The sequence below is a fragment of the Luteolibacter pohnpeiensis genome (assembly GCF_016595435.1).
In the GTDB taxonomy this organism is placed as follows: Bacteria; Verrucomicrobiota; Verrucomicrobiia; order Verrucomicrobiales; family Akkermansiaceae; genus Luteolibacter; species Luteolibacter pohnpeiensis.
In genome coordinates, this window is the sequence record NZ_JAENIJ010000009.1 from 26593 (window position 1) to 43372 (window position 16780).

Annotated in this window: 13 protein-coding genes and 1 tRNA gene; 10 read left to right on the forward strand and 4 right to left on the reverse strand. The window is 52.5% G+C overall.

Going from position 1 to position 16780, the window contains the following annotated elements; genetic code table 11:
• Window positions 1–65: 65 nt before the first annotated feature.
• Window positions 66–1298 (reverse strand): MFS transporter, encoded by a 1233-nt coding sequence (locus JIN85_RS07470; protein ID WP_200269219.1) that lies wholly within the window; start codon window positions 1296–1298, stop codon window positions 66–68.
• A 511-nt stretch (window positions 1299–1809) separates the two neighbouring features.
• On the opposite strand from JIN85_RS07470, the gene JIN85_RS07475 reads away from it, so the two are divergent.
• Genes JIN85_RS07475 through JIN85_RS07485 form a run of 3 tightly spaced genes read left to right on the forward strand, consistent with a single transcriptional unit; the run spans window position 1810 to window position 4756 of the window.
• Window positions 1810–2361, forward strand: a complete 552-nt coding sequence (locus tag JIN85_RS07475) for a sigma-70 family RNA polymerase sigma factor (protein WP_200269221.1) — start codon at window positions 1810–1812, stop codon at window positions 2359–2361.
• Window positions 2319–3893, forward strand: a complete 1575-nt coding sequence (locus JIN85_RS07480; protein WP_200269223.1) for a LamG-like jellyroll fold domain-containing protein — start codon at window positions 2319–2321, stop codon at window positions 3891–3893. Before JIN85_RS07475 ends, JIN85_RS07480 begins: the two co-directional genes overlap by 43 nt.
• Window positions 3894–3952: 59 nt before the next feature.
• On the forward strand, window positions 3953–4756 hold the full coding sequence (locus JIN85_RS07485) for a PEP-CTERM sorting domain-containing protein (protein WP_200269225.1): 804 nt from the start codon (window positions 3953–3955) through the stop codon (window positions 4754–4756).
• Window positions 4757–4890: 134 nt separating this feature from the next.
• Here the strand turns inward: JIN85_RS07485 and JIN85_RS07490 are convergent, their stop codons facing one another.
• Entirely contained in the window at window positions 4891–5937 is a 1047-nt protein-coding gene (locus tag JIN85_RS07490) for an endonuclease/exonuclease/phosphatase family protein (RefSeq protein WP_200269227.1), read from the reverse strand.
• 157 nt (window positions 5938–6094) lie between these two features.
• Here JIN85_RS07490 and JIN85_RS07495 point away from each other — a divergent pair, with 157 nt between their 5' ends.
• From JIN85_RS07495 to JIN85_RS07515, 5 genes are read left to right on the forward strand one after another with little or no spacing between them, the layout of a single operon-like run.
• Window positions 6095–7336, forward strand: a complete 1242-nt coding sequence (locus JIN85_RS07495; protein WP_200269229.1) for a hypothetical protein — start codon at window positions 6095–6097, stop codon at window positions 7334–7336.
• A gap of 7 nt (window positions 7337–7343) precedes the next feature.
• Window positions 7344–8672, forward strand: coding sequence for a hypothetical protein (locus tag JIN85_RS07500; protein ID WP_200269231.1), 1329 nt, complete (start codon window positions 7344–7346; stop codon window positions 8670–8672).
• A 30-nt stretch (window positions 8673–8702) separates the two neighbouring features.
• Window positions 8703–9539: a hypothetical protein gene (locus JIN85_RS07505; RefSeq protein WP_200269233.1), complete on the forward strand. Its 837-nt coding sequence runs from the start codon at window positions 8703–8705 to the stop codon at window positions 9537–9539.
• Window positions 9493–9939, forward strand: coding sequence for a hypothetical protein (locus JIN85_RS07510; protein WP_200269235.1), 447 nt, complete (start codon window positions 9493–9495; stop codon window positions 9937–9939). Before JIN85_RS07505 ends, JIN85_RS07510 begins: the two co-directional genes overlap by 47 nt.
• 7 nt (window positions 9940–9946) lie before the next feature.
• Window positions 9947–11245, forward strand: coding sequence for a hypothetical protein (locus JIN85_RS07515; RefSeq protein ID WP_200269237.1), 1299 nt, complete (start codon window positions 9947–9949; stop codon window positions 11243–11245).
• 3 nt (window positions 11246–11248) lie between these two features.
• Here JIN85_RS07515 and JIN85_RS07520 read toward each other — a convergent pair whose 3' ends face one another.
• The gene (locus JIN85_RS07520; RefSeq protein ID WP_200269239.1) at window positions 11249–13966 is read right to left on the reverse strand and encodes a glycoside hydrolase family 78 protein; all 2718 of its coding nucleotides are present in this window, start codon (window positions 13964–13966) and stop codon (window positions 11249–11251) included.
• Between the two features lie 659 nt (window positions 13967–14625).
• On the opposite strand from JIN85_RS07520, the gene JIN85_RS07525 reads away from it, so the two are divergent.
• Both JIN85_RS07525 and JIN85_RS07530 read left to right on the forward strand, forming a co-directional pair.
• Window positions 14626–14699 (forward strand) — tRNA-His (locus JIN85_RS07525).
• A gap of 68 nt (window positions 14700–14767) precedes the next feature.
• Window positions 14768–16309 (forward strand): RtcB family protein, encoded by a 1542-nt coding sequence (locus JIN85_RS07530; protein WP_200269241.1) that lies wholly within the window; start codon window positions 14768–14770, stop codon window positions 16307–16309.
• Here the strand turns inward: JIN85_RS07530 and JIN85_RS07535 are convergent.
• Window positions 16306–16776, reverse strand: a complete 471-nt coding sequence (locus tag JIN85_RS07535; protein WP_200269243.1) for a hypothetical protein — start codon at window positions 16774–16776, stop codon at window positions 16306–16308. The two genes, JIN85_RS07530 and JIN85_RS07535, sit on opposite strands and share 4 nt — an antisense overlap.
• Window positions 16777–16780 lie beyond the last annotated feature (4 nt).

Genomic DNA, 16780 nt, shown 5'->3' on the forward strand with positions numbered 1-16780 from the left:
ATCGTCCTGCCGAACTGAGCAACCGGACACAACAAAAAAATCGGAATATCGATTCAAACCAGAATTCACTCCACTGCCCGCACTTTGCGAAATACCAGCAGGCTGCTCACACTGACGGTAATCGCGATCCAGCCGAGCCAGTTGAAATGCAGCAGTTTTTCATCCGCCCCTTCGATCACCACCTTACCTCCCACAAATGCGGTGATCCCTATACCCAAGTCGCGCGAGCAGGAGATTAAGCTCATGTAAGCCCCGCGTTGCGACGTGGGAACCGCGAGCGAAACCGTGGCTTGCACCGGGATGAAGCGACCGCTGGCAAAAATGAAAAACACCGCCGATAAAAGCAGCACCTCCGTCAGGCTCAGCGGGCCGGTGTTGGTGAGAAAGCAGATGATCGCCGATGCACATGCAACCAGGATGGCGTAAATCTTTAGCTTGCCAAAGCGATCCGCCAAATGGCCAACGCGCGGGCCGGTAAAAATCGACACCCAACCACCCACGAGATAAAAGAGGAACAGATTCTTTTCATCCATGCCCACGTTGTGTTTCAGGTAGTACGAAAGATATGGAATCACGGTGAAGTGCCCGAAAATCGCCATGGTCATTAAAAGCATGCCCATCCAGGCATTTCCATTAGCCAACAGTGAGAAAAAGTCCGTCGGCTTGCCGGACAAAGCACTATTTTGATCCCGAAGGTGGCCACGAACCGGAGGCAGCACTTTCCACAGCATGATCCAAACGATGCCAGCAACAGTGGCGACCGTTAGGAAAGGCGCTTCCCACTTCCAGAGTTGAGCCAATTTCAGGCCGAAGGGAACGCCCAATGCAGCAGCGGCGGAAAACGCAGTCATGATGATGCCCATGCCACGCGCGCGGCGTTCCGGCGGCACAACATCCGCGACGATCGCCATCAAGGTCGCCCCGGAAACCCCGCCAAAGGCACCGCAAAGCGCCCGGGAGAGCATCAGCATCCCAACCGTGTGGGACAAACCGCAAGCCAGTGTTCCGAGGGCGAATCCGGCGTAGCAGAATAAAAGCAAATGCCGTCGATCAAAGCGGTCCAGAAACGGTGCGACCGAGAAGCCGACGATGCCGGCAGTCAGGGAAAACGCGGAGATTAAATTGCCGAATTGTTCCGGGCTGATTCCCAGTTCGCGCATCAATTGCGGTCCCAGCGGCATCATCACCATGAAATCCATGATGTGGGTGAATTGGACGGCGGCCAGAAGGAGCAGAAGAAGTCGTTCAGACAGAAGGCGTGGTGGAGTTTCAACCGGGTTGGTTTCAAGGGAATCCATGTGGGGCAGCGGGAAAGCGCGGGATTAGCTCGCACGAAACGATTGTTTGGCAAGCCCCATCCCTTTCCTGAGTCGAGTTGTCACCTCCGGTTCAAAAATCGTGGTAGAAAAAAGCGGTGACCCTCATCGAGAAGGCCACCGCCAGTTTTCTGAATCAAGTTTCCGATCAGGGTTCGGGCACTGACTCAACTCGATAGAAAGCTTTCTGCGGCGGCGCTGGGAAAGCACGCAGAGACTGGGAAAAGCGCGGCAAACATGGTTCACTCATCACCTGGCACAACGAACTGATTTTCATCGCTTTTCGGCACCATATGGTTCATCAAAAGGGGCTTTTTTCATGACACGAGGTCTTTGAAGATCGAAGATGAGTCGAATTCCTCACACTGCTGAAGTGCCGCTTGGCCGACAAACCTGACCTGAAATCGTGCGAATTTTCGAAAATCCGCGAACGCTTGCCTCACCCGAAACATGCAAAACGATCAGCAGCTCTAATTCCAATTCCACCGCTCTCATGTTTCCGCCGAGTGATCATCCCGAAGACTCGGCTACCGGCGATTTCGTATTTCAGTTGATCGATCTCCAACCGCAACTGCGCGCATTCATCGGGCACCTCACCCCGGTGATCGATATCCGGGCGGATGTGCTGCAGGAGGTCAACCTTCTGCTCTGGCAAAAGCGATCCAGCTTTGAAGCGGGAACGAGTTTCCGCAATTGGGCCTACACCTTCGCCCGATATGTGGTAATGAATTACCAGAAAAAGGCGAAACGCGACAAACGCCTGGTTTTTAGCGACGAACTGATGGAAGCGCTGGCGGAAGATTTCGAACGAGCTGATCCCCATTTCGAGGAGCGACTCACGGCATTGCGTCGCTGCTTGCTCAAAGTGCCGAAAAACGAGCGGCGCTTGCTGCTGGATCGGTATTCAGAACACGGCGCGGTCGAGCAAGAGGCACGCGCTATTGGCCGGAGTGCCGCCGCACTTCGGGGCATTCTTTTCCGGCTACGCATCGCGTTGCGGAAATGCGTGGAAAACGAACTACGGGATCAACCGTCTTCATCTTGAACCAGGATCAATTCGAAAGTCTGGCCCAACGGGCGGTCGAAGGCACGTGCAAGGAAGCAGAGCTCAAGCAGCTCGAAGCGGCCATGCTCGAATCCGAAGCGTATCGGCGGATCTACCTGGATTCTTTTTTGATCCACGAAATGTTGATGATGGAAGCACCCAGTCTCGCGGATCTCGACGAGGTTGAACTCCCAGAAACCAATGTCCGTCTGGCAAAGGAGCACCGCCATCGCAAAGTCACCATCGGTCTGATGGCCGCGGCGGTGGTTTTGATCGCCGGCTTGATTTTTTACTTCGCGCGCCCACCGGTCGACCCACCCACCCTGGCCATCACGCCCGCTCCAGGGAGCAGCTTCACCACATTGGACGGGAGTGGAAACGCCACCAGCAGCACCAATCTCGACTCCGGCTCCCGGGTCGATCTGAGTGAAGGAACACTGGAGCTGCGTTTTTCCAGCGGTGTCACCGGATTTGTCCGCGGTCCGGCGCAATTCACCGTGCACCATCCGATGGAGGTGTTACTGGATGAAGGCAGCGCTCGGTTTCAAGTGCCGGAGGATGCTCACGGATTCAAGGTCATCACTCCTGAACTGGTGGCGATTGACCTGGGAACCGAGTTCGGAATTGTCCAGCGCCCTGGCCGCAATCCACAGCTGCATGTTTTCAAGGGACGGGTCAAAATCGCCTCGAAAGAAGGTGCCGGAAATAGCGAAATCTTGAGTGCCGGCAACGCGGTGATGGCCACCAATTCTGGAAATCTTGAGAAAATCCAGATCACGCCGGATCAGTTCTACCAACAACTTCCGAGCGATCTGCCATTCATTCATTTGTCCTTTGATGAAGGTCCGGGAGGCGCGTTGAAAGTCGATGGCAGCCATCCTGCCGCCGCATCCACCGTGGCCCTGCTGTATCCGGGAGGTCCGGGTTTGGTGGATGGCCCGATAGGAAAAGCAGCCCGCTTCAATGGCAAGGCAACCCCCGTCATGACCAATTGGGAAGGCGTGGAAGGCTTCGCCCCGCGAACGATTTGTGCGTGGATCAAGGCGGACGCCAACAGGCCATGGAAACCCTATCAAACCATCGCCGGCTGGGGCGACCCCACCATTGGAAAAGCCGGCAAATGCGAACTCCTTCTTTATCAACCCACTCCGTCCGCCTCCACGGTGCTGCGCCTTTCGTTTGACCAATATCTGTTCTCCGGCACCACCAATCTTGCCGATGGCAAATGGCATCATGTTGCCGGATCTTCAAAAGTTTCTGCAGACCAAAAACCCATCGTCCAAATCTACGTCGATGGTAAACCGGAAAAGCTCAACCCGCGATACTCCGCGGTGAAGCCGTACCGTAGCCGTGGCCCGCTCACCCTGACCCGTGACGAACGATCCATGCCACTGGTCATCGGCTACACCGACCGACCCCAAGCCGGACGGGCATTCCGGGGTGAAATTGACGAGGTCTATGTGTTCGAAGCAGCACTTGGGCCAGAACGCATCGCGCAACTCGCCGCGCGCCTGCGAGGCCATGGAAAATGATGCTGTTTCACCTTTCTGAAGGTTTTTGAAAATTTTTTTAGCGAAAAGGTAACACCTTCATGTCCTGCCACACCAATCTGGACATGAAGCCCTACCTGAAAAACCTGATTTGTCTTTCCGCACTCCTGGGTGCAACATCGGCAGCGCACGCTGGCACCATCGTCCCTGACCTTGACGATTCCCTTGCCATCTACAGCCAGTCCACGGCAAACACCACCACGACTGGGACAGTCACTCTTTCCCAAGGAGTTACTCTGGCCGCTCAATTTACTGCGAATGCATCCGATCTCCTCAACAGCACGACCGGAGCGGTCTCCGTCATCGAAATTGGCGGCACCACCAGCGGCACCGGTCTTTACATCATTGATGGATACCTCTGGTTGCTCGGAAGTAGCACCACCGCGACCACCGCTCCCTCATCGTCCTCAGACGTGGATGCTTCGGATAACTCGATCGGAGTTCAGCTCGGCGCCGTCACTGCGGGTGTGCAATCGACGATTTTCGCTTCACTCAACACCACGAACGGCACCCTGTTGATCAGCCAAGATTCGATCGTGACCACCTTTGCCCTTTCCGGCATCACTTCCAGCTGGAACTGGGCAGGCAACCGCACCGCCAGCTTCGGAATCGCCGACGCAACCGTGGTGAACGGAAACAACGGCTACCGCGGTGGCTTGGTGGACGCAGCCTCCAATCCACTATTCAACAGCAACAACGCTTATTCTCTCACTGGCGATCTCACACTCGGCCAGGTTTTCAATACCGTCTCATCTGTGCCTGAACCAAGTGTTCCGGCACTCCTAGGTGCAGCAGTAACAGGCTTCATGCTTTTCGGCCGCAATCGCCGCTCCCGTAACGCTTGATCGCCCTTCGTTCGCGCGAAGGACATCTCTCGTCTCATCATTCGCCACGCTGGCATCTCGTCCGGTCGGGAGCAGTCCCGCCACGAGTTACCAGCGTGGTTTTTTAATTTCGGCTAGAGCGATCCGATCCCAGATCAGCTTTGTTGAACCGCCGCGACTTTTTTCGCCGCCTCTTTGCGGTCGTCCGCATCTCCATCCAGAGGATCATTCGCCGCCTGTTTATCCGGTTCATAGGAGAACTCCGCAAAGATCGGAAAATGATCAGAGCCCACATATGGCAATCGTTCCATCCGGCAGACCCGGAATTCACGTGACACAAACAAATGATCCAGCGGCCAGCGCATCCACCGGTGCTCCGCGTGAAACGTGCTGAAAAAGCCCCGCCCCATTCGTGGATCTAACAGAGAGCTGGTGCGCTGGAACAAGCGAGTCGTATGCGACCAAGCCACATCGTTCATGTCACCAAAGACGATGGAGGGGCCGGGATGATCCTTGACCCGCTTGCCTACCATCATCAGCTCCGCATCCCGATCGGTCGATGAGGTATCTTCATCTGGAAATGGCGGCTTCGGATGCAGCGCGTGCATTTGCACATGAGTGCCATCGTCCAGCTCAACGGCAAAATGGATCGATGGAATATTTTTTCTTACCAAATACTCGACCTCCGCATTCTCTAACGGAATTCGCGAACGCAGCAACATCCCGTAAGTATCGTCCTGCGGCAGCTCCACCGCGTGTGGATAATCCCCGGCGACTTCCGCCAACTGATCGACCCACCACTGATCGGTTTCCAGTGCCACAAAAAGGTCTGGCTCGTAGGTTCGTAGTAGTTCAATCAGCTTTTCACTCTCACGGTTAGACATCAGCACGTTCGAAACCATGACGCTGAGACGGGTTTTCCCATTCCCGGAAACGACGCGCTGCTTTGCCAGCCTGGTATATGGAAAAATCACCAAGCCCAGCCGAACCAGAGCAAGGCCTAACAAAATCAGGATGGCACCGTGCCACCACAATCCTTGGAAATCGCAGATCAACATTCCCGCACCCGCAAAAATTCCAACCAAGGCCAGTTGCACCTGCGGGAAATCCCAGCTGCGAACGATCCAAATATCACTGCGAAGTCGTGGAACAAATGTTCCAGCGATCACCAACAAGGCGAGAATTTGAAAAGCGAAGTCCATGGGAATGATATGGCGCGGGGATGAACATCCGAGCTCGCGGAACTAAGATGCGGTCTGCACCTGCGTCTAGTCGAAATCTCGCCCCGCGCATTTCCCATGTTTGGCGCTGATTGGAGCCTCTTGACATCCATGGGCCAAATTCGCATGAACTCATAGTGTGAAGCTTCGTTTGATCGCACCTCCAGCTGCTGCAATTCTCCTGGTCGGGACCTGGGTTGGATTTCAACAAAAGTCGATCTCCAGTCTCCGGGAAGAAACGGTGAGTCTGGAGCAAGCCATCGCCCGTACGCCGGTGATGGCGGCAGAAGCGACTCCCCCCGCGCCGAAACGCGATAAGTATGGGTTGGACGGGCCAGTTGATGAGATCAATTGGAAAGCGGTTGTTGAACAGATGTCACCAGGAAGCGGCAGGCCGGACGACCTCGGAGCGATGCTGCGGTTACACAATCGAATTGCAGCATTCAGTCTGGATGACTTCGAAGCTGCCTTTGCCGCACTTGATCAATTGGACTTATCACCGGCGCAACGCCTGACTTTGGATAATTTGTTGATCGAAGGCTATGCTTCGGTGGATCCACAGGGCGCGCTCAGGCGGTTTTCCGATCGGCTCCAAGGTGATGATACCAGGGCATCATGGCATCTATCAAAGGCATTCAATCAATGGGCCAATCAAGATTTGCCCACCGCCATCGCCTGGATGGACCAAGCGATCCAAGAAGGCAAATTTGATAGCAAATCCCTCGACAACCGGAATTCAGCAAGAATCCGATTTGAAGCGCAATTGCTCAATCACTTGATTCAGTCCGATCCAGCAGCGGCACAAGCACGGGTGATGGACTTGCCGGAAGATCAGCGCATTGAGCTGTTAGAATCGATGCGAAACGAACCGGATAACTTTGCAGCTCTCGCCAAACTGGCGCGAGATTCATTCTCGGAATCTTCGAAATCCATCAACGCGTTGGGAGGTCTAGGAAGTCGCCATGCCAGCCCGGGCAGCTTCGAAAAAGTCAATCGCTTCATCGAGGATGCAGGACTTAGCCAAATGGAAATCGATGCGGTAGTGAAGCAAAGCGCCCCACAATATCTCGCAAGCGATCGCGCCGTGACCAGCGAAGATATCCGGGCCATCGGTGCTTGGGCTGCAGAAAAATCACCTGGAAGTGACGCAGAAGCGGTGGGCTTGGCACTCGCGCGCGCCAGCTGGTCGCAAAAAAATACTTACGAGAATCTTGCAGCCCTTGCGAAAAGTTATGATCCCGATGGCAATAATGATGCCGTGATCGCTGCCTTTATTCGGAATACAACGAACAATCCAAATCGCGAGAGAGCGATGGAATTACTACAATCCGTTTCAGATCCAACACTTCGTGCTGAGCTGGAGCAGCAACTCCAAAACTGATTTCCCCATGAAGCTCTCATTCATCATTGCTACGATAATTCTCGTAGTTGGAGGCATATTCATTACGCGCAATCAGCACGAGCTGATTGATCTGAAGTTGCGTAAAGTTAAACTCGTTGCGAAAGCAACATCGCTAGGCATCTCAGGCGACCCTTCAAACCCGGATCCCAAGCTCCGCTATGCGAGCCATATCAGAAATCAGGTTGAGATCAGCCAAAACGCGAAAAACCTTTCCAAGGATCTTCTGCAACTGGTGCAGGATATGGAGGAGATGGCTTCGGCACAGGACGCAGGCAACTCGGTCGACGATGCCGACTTGCAGGCAAGAGCGATGGAACTTTTTGGCAAACTGTCCGAGATGAGTTCCGCGGAAATCAAATATGTCATTGGGGAGCTCGATCAAATCACCGGCATCCCGAAGGAAATGGAGGATGGTATCAAAGGTTTGGCAATCATGCTGATCGCAGAGAAAAATCCTTCTCTGGCATTGGATTTCATTCAAAAGTCCAACACCCGCTTTCATGAGCAACAGATGAGATCCCGGATTGTCACTGAAGCTCTCAGTCTGCTTGCCAGGGAAGATCCACTCGCCGCAAAAAAATGGCTGGATCAGCATGGGAAAGAATTCTCCGACGCCGCCAACAGTGACACTCAGATTTCCATCCTAACAGGATCAGCCAAAAATAATCCGGTGCTGGCATTTCAGATGTTGAAGGACCTTGATCCGGATCAAATGAGCCGCGGCGCTGCGATGCTGGCACAAACCGCCACTACCAATGAAGAGCGAACGGCACTATTGCAAGCGATGCGCTCCGAGCTCGGAAATCTGGATAGCGATGAGCAGCGCCAGCAGGTCAAGGGCTCCTTCATCAGTTCGCTCACTGCTTCACTCGCTCGAGGAGATTTCGAAAGCTCTACCGCCTGGTTGGACGAGGCAAATTTTTCTCAGGAGGAAAACGCGCTCATTGCTGGTGGCATGCAATACGCCAACACCCTGCAATCGAGCGGCGAATGGATTGCCTGGATGAGCGATCACATGCCGTCTGAACAACTTGCGGGTAGCGTGAACAATCTGGTTTCTGAATGGACTCGAAATGACTATCAGTCCGCCGGCAAATGGCTGCAGCAAGCACCTGATGACGCCGCAAAAGCACCAGCTGTCCAAGCATACGCGAGATCGGTTGCTCCCTATGAGCCAGAAATTGCCGAACAATGGGCACTCACCCTGCCGGCTAGTGAAACGCGGGACCAGACACTCCAGATGATTCGCTCCCAATGGCCGGAATCCGATCCCGATGGCAAAGCCGCATTCGAGAAACGCCACGGTTTGAAGTAGATCGATAACCTTTTAAAATTACCTCAAAGCATGAACTATCGATATTGGATTCCACCGATCGCCGCACTGCTGTTCTTCGGAATCTGGGACGGTCTCCAGCGTCAGTCCATTTCCGAATCTGAAACCAATTCGCGACTTCTCAAACAAGCAATTGCCAAAGCAAGTCGACCTAAAGCGTCAGGCCCCGAGAATCAGCCGAATCGGAAGCGAAACCAGCTCGCGAATCTGGATGAGCCCATCGATTGGGAATTGTTAGGTCGTAGTTTGATCTTGAGCGCTCAGGATGATGGTATTGCGGGCATTGCGACCAAAATGTATCTCGAACAACGCTTGATGAAATTCAGTGAGGAGGAATTCGAGACTGCGCTGGATGAACTCGCCGCTCTCGATCTTCCAAAATCACGGCGCCTTGCATTGGAAGAAGCGATTCTTGAATACTACCTAGTCCAATTTCCTCAAGCCGCTTTAGACCGATTTATCGGACGGTATTCCGAGTTTAATTCCAGCTCCCAGGCAAATCTATCGAAGGCTTTCAATGAGTGGGTGAATGAAGATCAAGCTGCGGCAATTCGCTGGCTTGATCAAAAGATTGCGGGAGGACAGTTGGAGGAGAAGTCTGCGTATAATTCGGACGGCAGGGTTCGTCTGGAGTCCTTGCTCTTTTCCCAGCTGGTGGCATCAGATCCATCGGCTGCAATGGCCCGGCTCAAGAATTTGAGTCGTGGAGCAAAAATAACCCTTTTTGCTGAAGCCCCGATCTCTTCAGAGAACGCGCGAGATTACTTAGCTTTGATTCACAACACCTTTGAAAGTCCATCTGATGAAGGCCAAGGCTTTGGGCGTAATCGCTCGAGTGATGGCAACTAGGGATGGGCTGGAATCAATTGATGCATTTCTGAAAAGTGCCGATTTCACGTCAGACGAGATTGACTCGATTGTTAGACAAAATGTTACCACATCACTGAACGTCTTTTCAAATGGTCTGGATAATTTTTCAGAAGTCGCTGACTGGGGTGCAAACATAGAACCTGAAACGACTGCCGATACGTTGGGTCGCGCACTCGTGAGGTTCTCTAACTCGTCCGTAAAATCTCTAGACGAGATAGCACAGATTATCCTCAATTATCAGGGGAATTTGAATCGAGATCTCCTGTTGAAGTCACTGATCCAAAATGCCAAAAATGGTTCTGAAGAGGAAATCACGAAATTAATCGGGCACATTTCAGACCCTCAGCTACGCGCTCAACTGAGCGAAAATCATAACTAGTCTCTTGATGAAACCTTCCATTATTACGACCTTAATCATCATCTTATTCGGTTTGTTTACGGTTCAGGTAAATCATCGTCATCTTTCGCGCTTAAGATTGATTGAAGTGAGCCTAAATAAAACCGCCGCGGGATTGGGAATCTCACGCAATAGCCCCACTTCGATGCCTAAGGCGAGCTATTCAAGTCGCAGCAGACAGCGGCATGCCGACCCTGAAGTCGATATCAGACAGCTAGCGAACAACTTGATCGAGATGGTGAAAATGATCCCGGAATCTGAAAGTCCCAAAGATAGGGGCGAACTGATGAACAGCCTTGCCACTTTATCCGAATTCAGTCCTTCACAAATTAAATCTCTCCTTTCAGAAATCCATAAGTCAGACGGCATTGATGACGAACTACGCAAATCAGTGATGGGAATTGTGCTGATTCTTGCAAGTGACCAGAACCCACGCGCTGGACTTGATTTAGTGATTTCCAGTCACGACCCCAATGGCTCGCTCATGTGGGAGGACGCAATCATCAATAATGCCTTGAGAAGCTTTGCGAATAGCGATCCCGCCGGTGCATTGAAGTGGATCGAAGACAATCGGGAAGTTCATCCAGAAGTGGGTCAAAAGGAAAATCTGGAAATTGCATTGCTTGGAATAGCTCGTGAACAACCTGGCACAGCGATCCAATGGCTAAAAAATATTGATCCTTCCGACCGCGATGATTTGGCTGCCAAAATCGCCAAGAATGCTTTGTCCAACGAACAGAGAATGGCCATTCTTGAGGAAATCAATTCATCTTTCGTGACGAGTCTCGACACAACCGAGATGGGTAAGCTGAAAGAGTCTGTGATGGCAGGACTCGGAGCCTCTCTGGATCCGGACGATTTTGAAGGCTCAACCGCTTGGCTCGAAAATTCAGATTTTTCGCCTGAGGAAATTAGCACCATCACCTCAGGTCTCGCATTGAAGAACCCATGCGCAAATACCGGTGAATGGATTTCCTGGATGGTAAGTCATCTACCTGACGAGGCGCTTCCAAATCAAGTAACCAAGTCTTTTTCTACTTGGACAAATAATGACTATAAGACGGCAGGTGAATGGCTCGAAAGCGCAACGGACAATGCAGCAAAGGTTCCAGCGATTTCTGCGTACGTATCTCAAATCGTATTTGTGAAACCCCAGACTGCGGAGAAATGGGCCCTTCAACTGCCTGAAGGGCCAATACGCAACTCCGCCTTGAAAAGGATTGCCTCGGTCATGGAGAGCATCTACCCGGGAAGCGAAGATGCGTTCAAGCAGCGGCACGGATTGTAAGGCTTATTCGCCTGCAATCGCCTTTGGAGCTGTGAAATCGTAGCTTCCCGACTCGATTTCGAATACCGCTGCACCTTTTTCTTGTTTTGCCGATCGGATGCCTGCCGCTTTTGCCGCAATAGAGTTACCCTCCATCACCTCATCCATTTTTGCTCCCGTTATGTAAACAGTCGCCGTGCTGTTGGGGGGTATCAGCAGATGCAGCTTGAATTGATCACCTTCGATCTTCCAACTGCTCTCAATCTTACCTTGGACCGATTCCATTACGCCCTTGGCGTAGGTGAGATCTCCCACCGGTTGTGGGCGGACGATGATGTGCTTGAATCCGGGCTGCGCGGGATCAGCACCAATCCCTGCCAAAGATTCATAGAACCATGCCACAATGTCACCGAACATGATGTGATTGTGTGATTCGGTCCCGTTCCATTGTTCCCACAGCGTGGTCGCCCCTTGAGCCTTCCACCAACCCCAGCCAGGTGCATCTTTCTTATCTGCCATCGCGTAGGCAACGTCAGCGCGCCCCCCGGCTGTTAGAACACGAAAGATGTATTTGGTTCCGAGAATCCCGGCATCAATATGCCCATTGGATTTTTCAATTGCTGCAAGCAAATGATCGAAAACGCGCTGCTTGTTTTCCGGGTCGACTAAATCGTGGTAGAGCGCGCAGCTCAATGCAGCCTGACTGCCATTGCCGTAGAGACCGGTCTCGGCGTTGTAGAACTTTTTGTTGAAGTCCTTTTTGATATCATCCGCCAGGCGGTTGTATTTTTTCGCCTCACCCGATTTTCCTAACAACTCAGCGGTGTGGGCGACAATTCGCGCATCCTGATAGTAGTAGCCGGTGGACGTGATATCCGCCGGAGTTTTCGTGCTGGCAGGTGCCCAGTCATTCAATCCGTAGGAGACAATACCGTTTTCCGCACGGGTTCCGAGGAAATCGACATAGCGCTTCATGCCCTCGTAGTGGTCGCGCAAAATTGAGGAATCGCCGCAGTAGGTGTTGATATAATCCGGAATGATCAGGAATGCGGAATCCCAGGCGGGACCGATGTTATCGCCCCACCCTGCGTTCGGAATGATGCCTGGCATATTGCCGTCCGGGCGCTGTTCATCGGCGATGTCGTTCATCCATTTCGCATAAATGGTGATTGGATCGAAGGTGTATAGGGCTTGCTCAGCGGCGATGTGGGCGTCAGCGGTCCAACCGTTCTTTTCGCGGTGTGGGCAATCGGTTGGCAGTCCGTAGAGGTTGCTCAGGTAAGACCAGCGGGCCGCCTCAGTGATCCAGTTGAACAAAGGATTTGAGCATTCGAATTGGCCGATCTTTTCGACATCCGAATGGATGAAGACACCCTCCAGACTCTCAAGTGTCGGCTTGCCGGGAAAGCCGGTGACTTCAACATATTGAAAGCCGTAGTAGCTGAAACGTGAATGCCACTTCTCCGTGCCTTCACCTTTGAGAATGTAGGTATCGGTTTGGAAAGCCTGATCCGCTCCGCCGCGACGCACGTGCTTCGACATGTCATCGTTATCCAACGTGCCATCGCCGTGCAGCAATTCCGCATAGCGCATCTTGATCGATGTCCCCGCCGGACCGCTAACGGTTAGATTCACATGGCCAGCGAAATTCTGACCCATGTCAAAAATGAAAACCCCGGGTTTGGGCTCGGTGATTTTGACCGGTTTGATCGTTGCCGTCGCGCGAATGGGAGGCATCGCCTGCGCGACCATGTTGTCCGTGGGAGCCTTAACGATTTTCACTTCGTCCCATTTGGAATCGTCATATCCAGCCGTGGACCAACCGGATTTTTCCAAGCGGGCGTCATAGATTTCCCCACCGTAGATGCTGTCGAAAACAATGGGGCCGGTGGAAGTTTTCCAAGTCTTGTCGGATACCAAAACCGACTTCCGCCCATCGGTGTAGTCGACTTCGAGTTTGAGAATCATCTTCGGTGCCGCACGCCACGGCGCTTTTTCCAGATTCCAAACGGCGATGGTCTGCGAATTGAACCAACCATTTCCCAAAGTCACACCGATCGCATTCTCGCCATCCTTGATCTGATCCGTGACGTCATGAGTGACGTATAAAATGCAGCGATCGTAACGAGTGAAGCCAGGATCCAGAAAGCGATCTCCGACCTTCGAGCCATTCAATTCCACTTCGTGATATCCGAGGCCACAGATGTAAAGCCGTGCGGATTTGACCTTGCCACTCACCCTGAACTCATGGCGAAACATCGGAGCCGGGAGCTCGTTGATGTCATCGGTTCTAGCGATCCAATCTCCACCCCAGTCCTTTTGGGAAAGTAATCCCATTTCGAAAGTGGCGGGCTCACTGACTCCCGCAGGTTTCCCATTTGCATCCCAAACGCGGACCTTCCAGTAACCCATTTGGCCGGAAGTGAGAGTTCTGCCCTCATACGGAACATTCGTTGTCACATCGGAACTGACTTTGCCGCTGTTCCAAATGTCTGCCTGATTCGCGGCAAGCTTGGCTGCAGAACTTGAAACCAGAATTTGATAGGCTGATTGTTTCTGTCCGCGTTCAGTCGCGGAATCGACCCAAGAAAACCTTGGATGCTCGACATCAAGGCCGATCGGATTCTCTAAAGATTCGCATCGCAACCTCGATGGAACCAGCGCTCCAGTAGGCTGGGCATAGGAGGCTTGAACCGACAGGAGCAAACCGGTGAACAGTGGAATCAATCGAATGCGGGTCATAAGGAACGGCTTCACCACAGCGGATAATCAGGCAAGAAACAACAAAAACCTAAATCGAAAGCATTACACCGCAAAATCACGGAACCACGATCTCCAACACGATCGACCCGTATGATCCGTTCATTTTTGAATTCACGCAGAATGATTTTCCACAACTGTATTTCTGAAAAGATATGTCATTTAAATTTGACATATCGATACATCCCAACTTAAATCCGCTCGCCATGTTCCTGAAACATTCACATCATGAAGCCAATATCAACTCACTTGTTGGTGAGTCGGGCTGCGATGTGCGGAACCTTTTTGGTATCTTTACCGGAAATTCATCCGGGCTGGATGAAAGCCACCGCGATCAAATCCCGATGACCCGACCTCTCGGAAGCCGGTCGACACGACATCGTGTCTGAATTCTCCTGATCCATTTCATTTCAAGGACTTCAGGAATTTCACCGACCCGCCTCCATCTGGATGCGGGTTTTTTATGATCATTTTTCAATCCTTTTATGACCATGACTTTGTTCTAACGGAACGAATCGTTCCAGCTCGATCTTAACTCATAGGTTAAGGCAAATCATTTTATCTTTATTAGGTTTATAAACCTTCGGAATGTCATCATTTCGAAATTATAGATCACCGTCGAGTTATGTCTAATTTCCATGTTGATTCTGGTGTAGTGGTAGCACCCGGCACTGTGAATGCCGAGGGACCGGTTCAAATCCGGTGAGTCAACCCAATCGTTTTTCCGAGAATCGTATCTCCAATCCAACCATGCTGGCAAGGGTCCGGCATGAACCTTTGTTTATGAATCCCATTTCAAAAAAACAGCTCCTTGAGGCAGGCTATCATGAAGGGCCGCTGCTGGAGCAAATTCTGCAACATCTGGTCGAACTCGACCAAAAAGGCATCACCGATTCCAAGTATGCGCTCAAACTGATTCGCCGAAAATTTGGCGAGCCACCGCCAAAGCTCGTTCTGCGGGAAAAACCGGTCGAATGCGCTGAAGCCATTGAAGCGAACGGCAGGGACGAACAGGAAAATCTCTACGCCGTGCGCCGCCACATGCAGGAGCTGCTGAAAACACCGGTCATTTCGAAAGGAGTCATCCTGCCCGATGCCTGTCCCATGGGTGGTAAATCCGCATCCATTCCGGTGGGCGGTGCCATTGCCGTGGAGAATGCAATCATCCCTGCAGCCCATTCGTCCGACATTTGCTGCTCCATGTTCGCAACTTTCTACGAAGCCCGTAGTAGTGTTTCATCAGAAATGGATGCCCTGATGTCATCCACCCGGTTTGGTACCGGACATCGCCATCTCGATCTGCTGGTCGATGATCCGGTGCACGATGAAGACGTTTGGTCGAATCCATTTCTAACCGGACTGCGCGATCGGGCGAAATTGCACATGGCCGATCAAGGCGATGGAAACCATTTCGCGTTTCTTGGCGAAATCGAGGTGACGGAGGAAATGCTAGCCGTGCTCAGGCTCACCGGTCATCACTCTGTCACCGCTGGTCTGACAGCAGGCAAGATCTATCGGGTTTTGGTAACCCATCACGGATCGCGCGGGCTTGGCGCTCACGTCTTCAAGCGTGGCCAGATCGCCGCGATGAAACACACTGCAAAACTGCTCGATCGTTTTCCAGAAAATGCCGCGTGGTTAGATGCCAGATCTGGCGACGGACCTGCCTATTGGGAAGCGCTGCAATACGTCGCCATGTGGACGAAGGCGAATCATCGCTCGATCCATCGGCGGTTCCTTGAGCGAATTGGTGCTAGCGGTGTCGCAGAAATCGCGAACGAGCACAATTTCGTCTGGCAGCGTGGCGATACTTTTTTCCACGGTAAAGGTGCGACTCCCGCTTGGCGTGATGCCGATGGAAAGCCGTTGTTAGGCCTGATTCCGTTAAACATGGCGGAGCCAATTCTTGTGGTCCTTGGAGCGGATAATCCCGATTTCCTTTCCTTCGCGCCGCACGGAGCGGGGCGAAACATCTCACGTGCGGCGCTACGCCGAAGGTTTCCTGGTGAGTTGGCGAAAAGCGAAGAAATCGCGCGCGCGACGGCAGGTCTGGATGTTCGCTGGTATTGCGGGAAGCCGGATCTGAGCGAAACACCAGTCGCTTACAAGAATGCGCAACAGGTCAAATCCCAGATCGCGAAGTTCAATCTCGCGGAAGTCGTTGGCGAGATCCGTCCGCTAGGGTGCATCATGGCAGGCGATTCCGGGAAATCATGGCGAGATCGGGAAGAAGAGCTCTCACCCAAGCAAATCCGCCAAATTCAGCACCGCGCAGATCGGAGAAAAAACCATCAAAGGATGTCCTCCGAATTTCCTGACATTTAGGGAAATGGATACCGTGGTTCATCGCGCCATTGTGGCTCATTGGATTCATGCATCCCGTGAAATCCATTGTCGGCGAGCGACGCAAAATTCGAATTATCGTAGCGAAAGATTCCGGTATGGCGGTCCAGTTTGGCACGAATTTTCCCACGCTCTTTGACTACGATGGTGTCCGTACTTTGATCCCAATTCATCGTCACCCCCTTCCAACGATCCGCTTCGTGATCCAGATAAAAACTCCCCCACTGTCCTCCTTTCGGCTTTTCGTAAAAATGCACCGTGTAAGGCTCAATACTCCAATTGCAATGCTGGATCACCATGTATTCGGACCCATCGGGAAGCCGCTTCGAAGCGATCACGCCACTGCCCCCAGGCTGGACGATTGCGAGGAACATCCCGATTCCGGCGAAGAGACAGCCAGCTCCCGCACCGGCGAGAATCAAAATGGTTCGTTTTACAATTCGGTTCATGGGT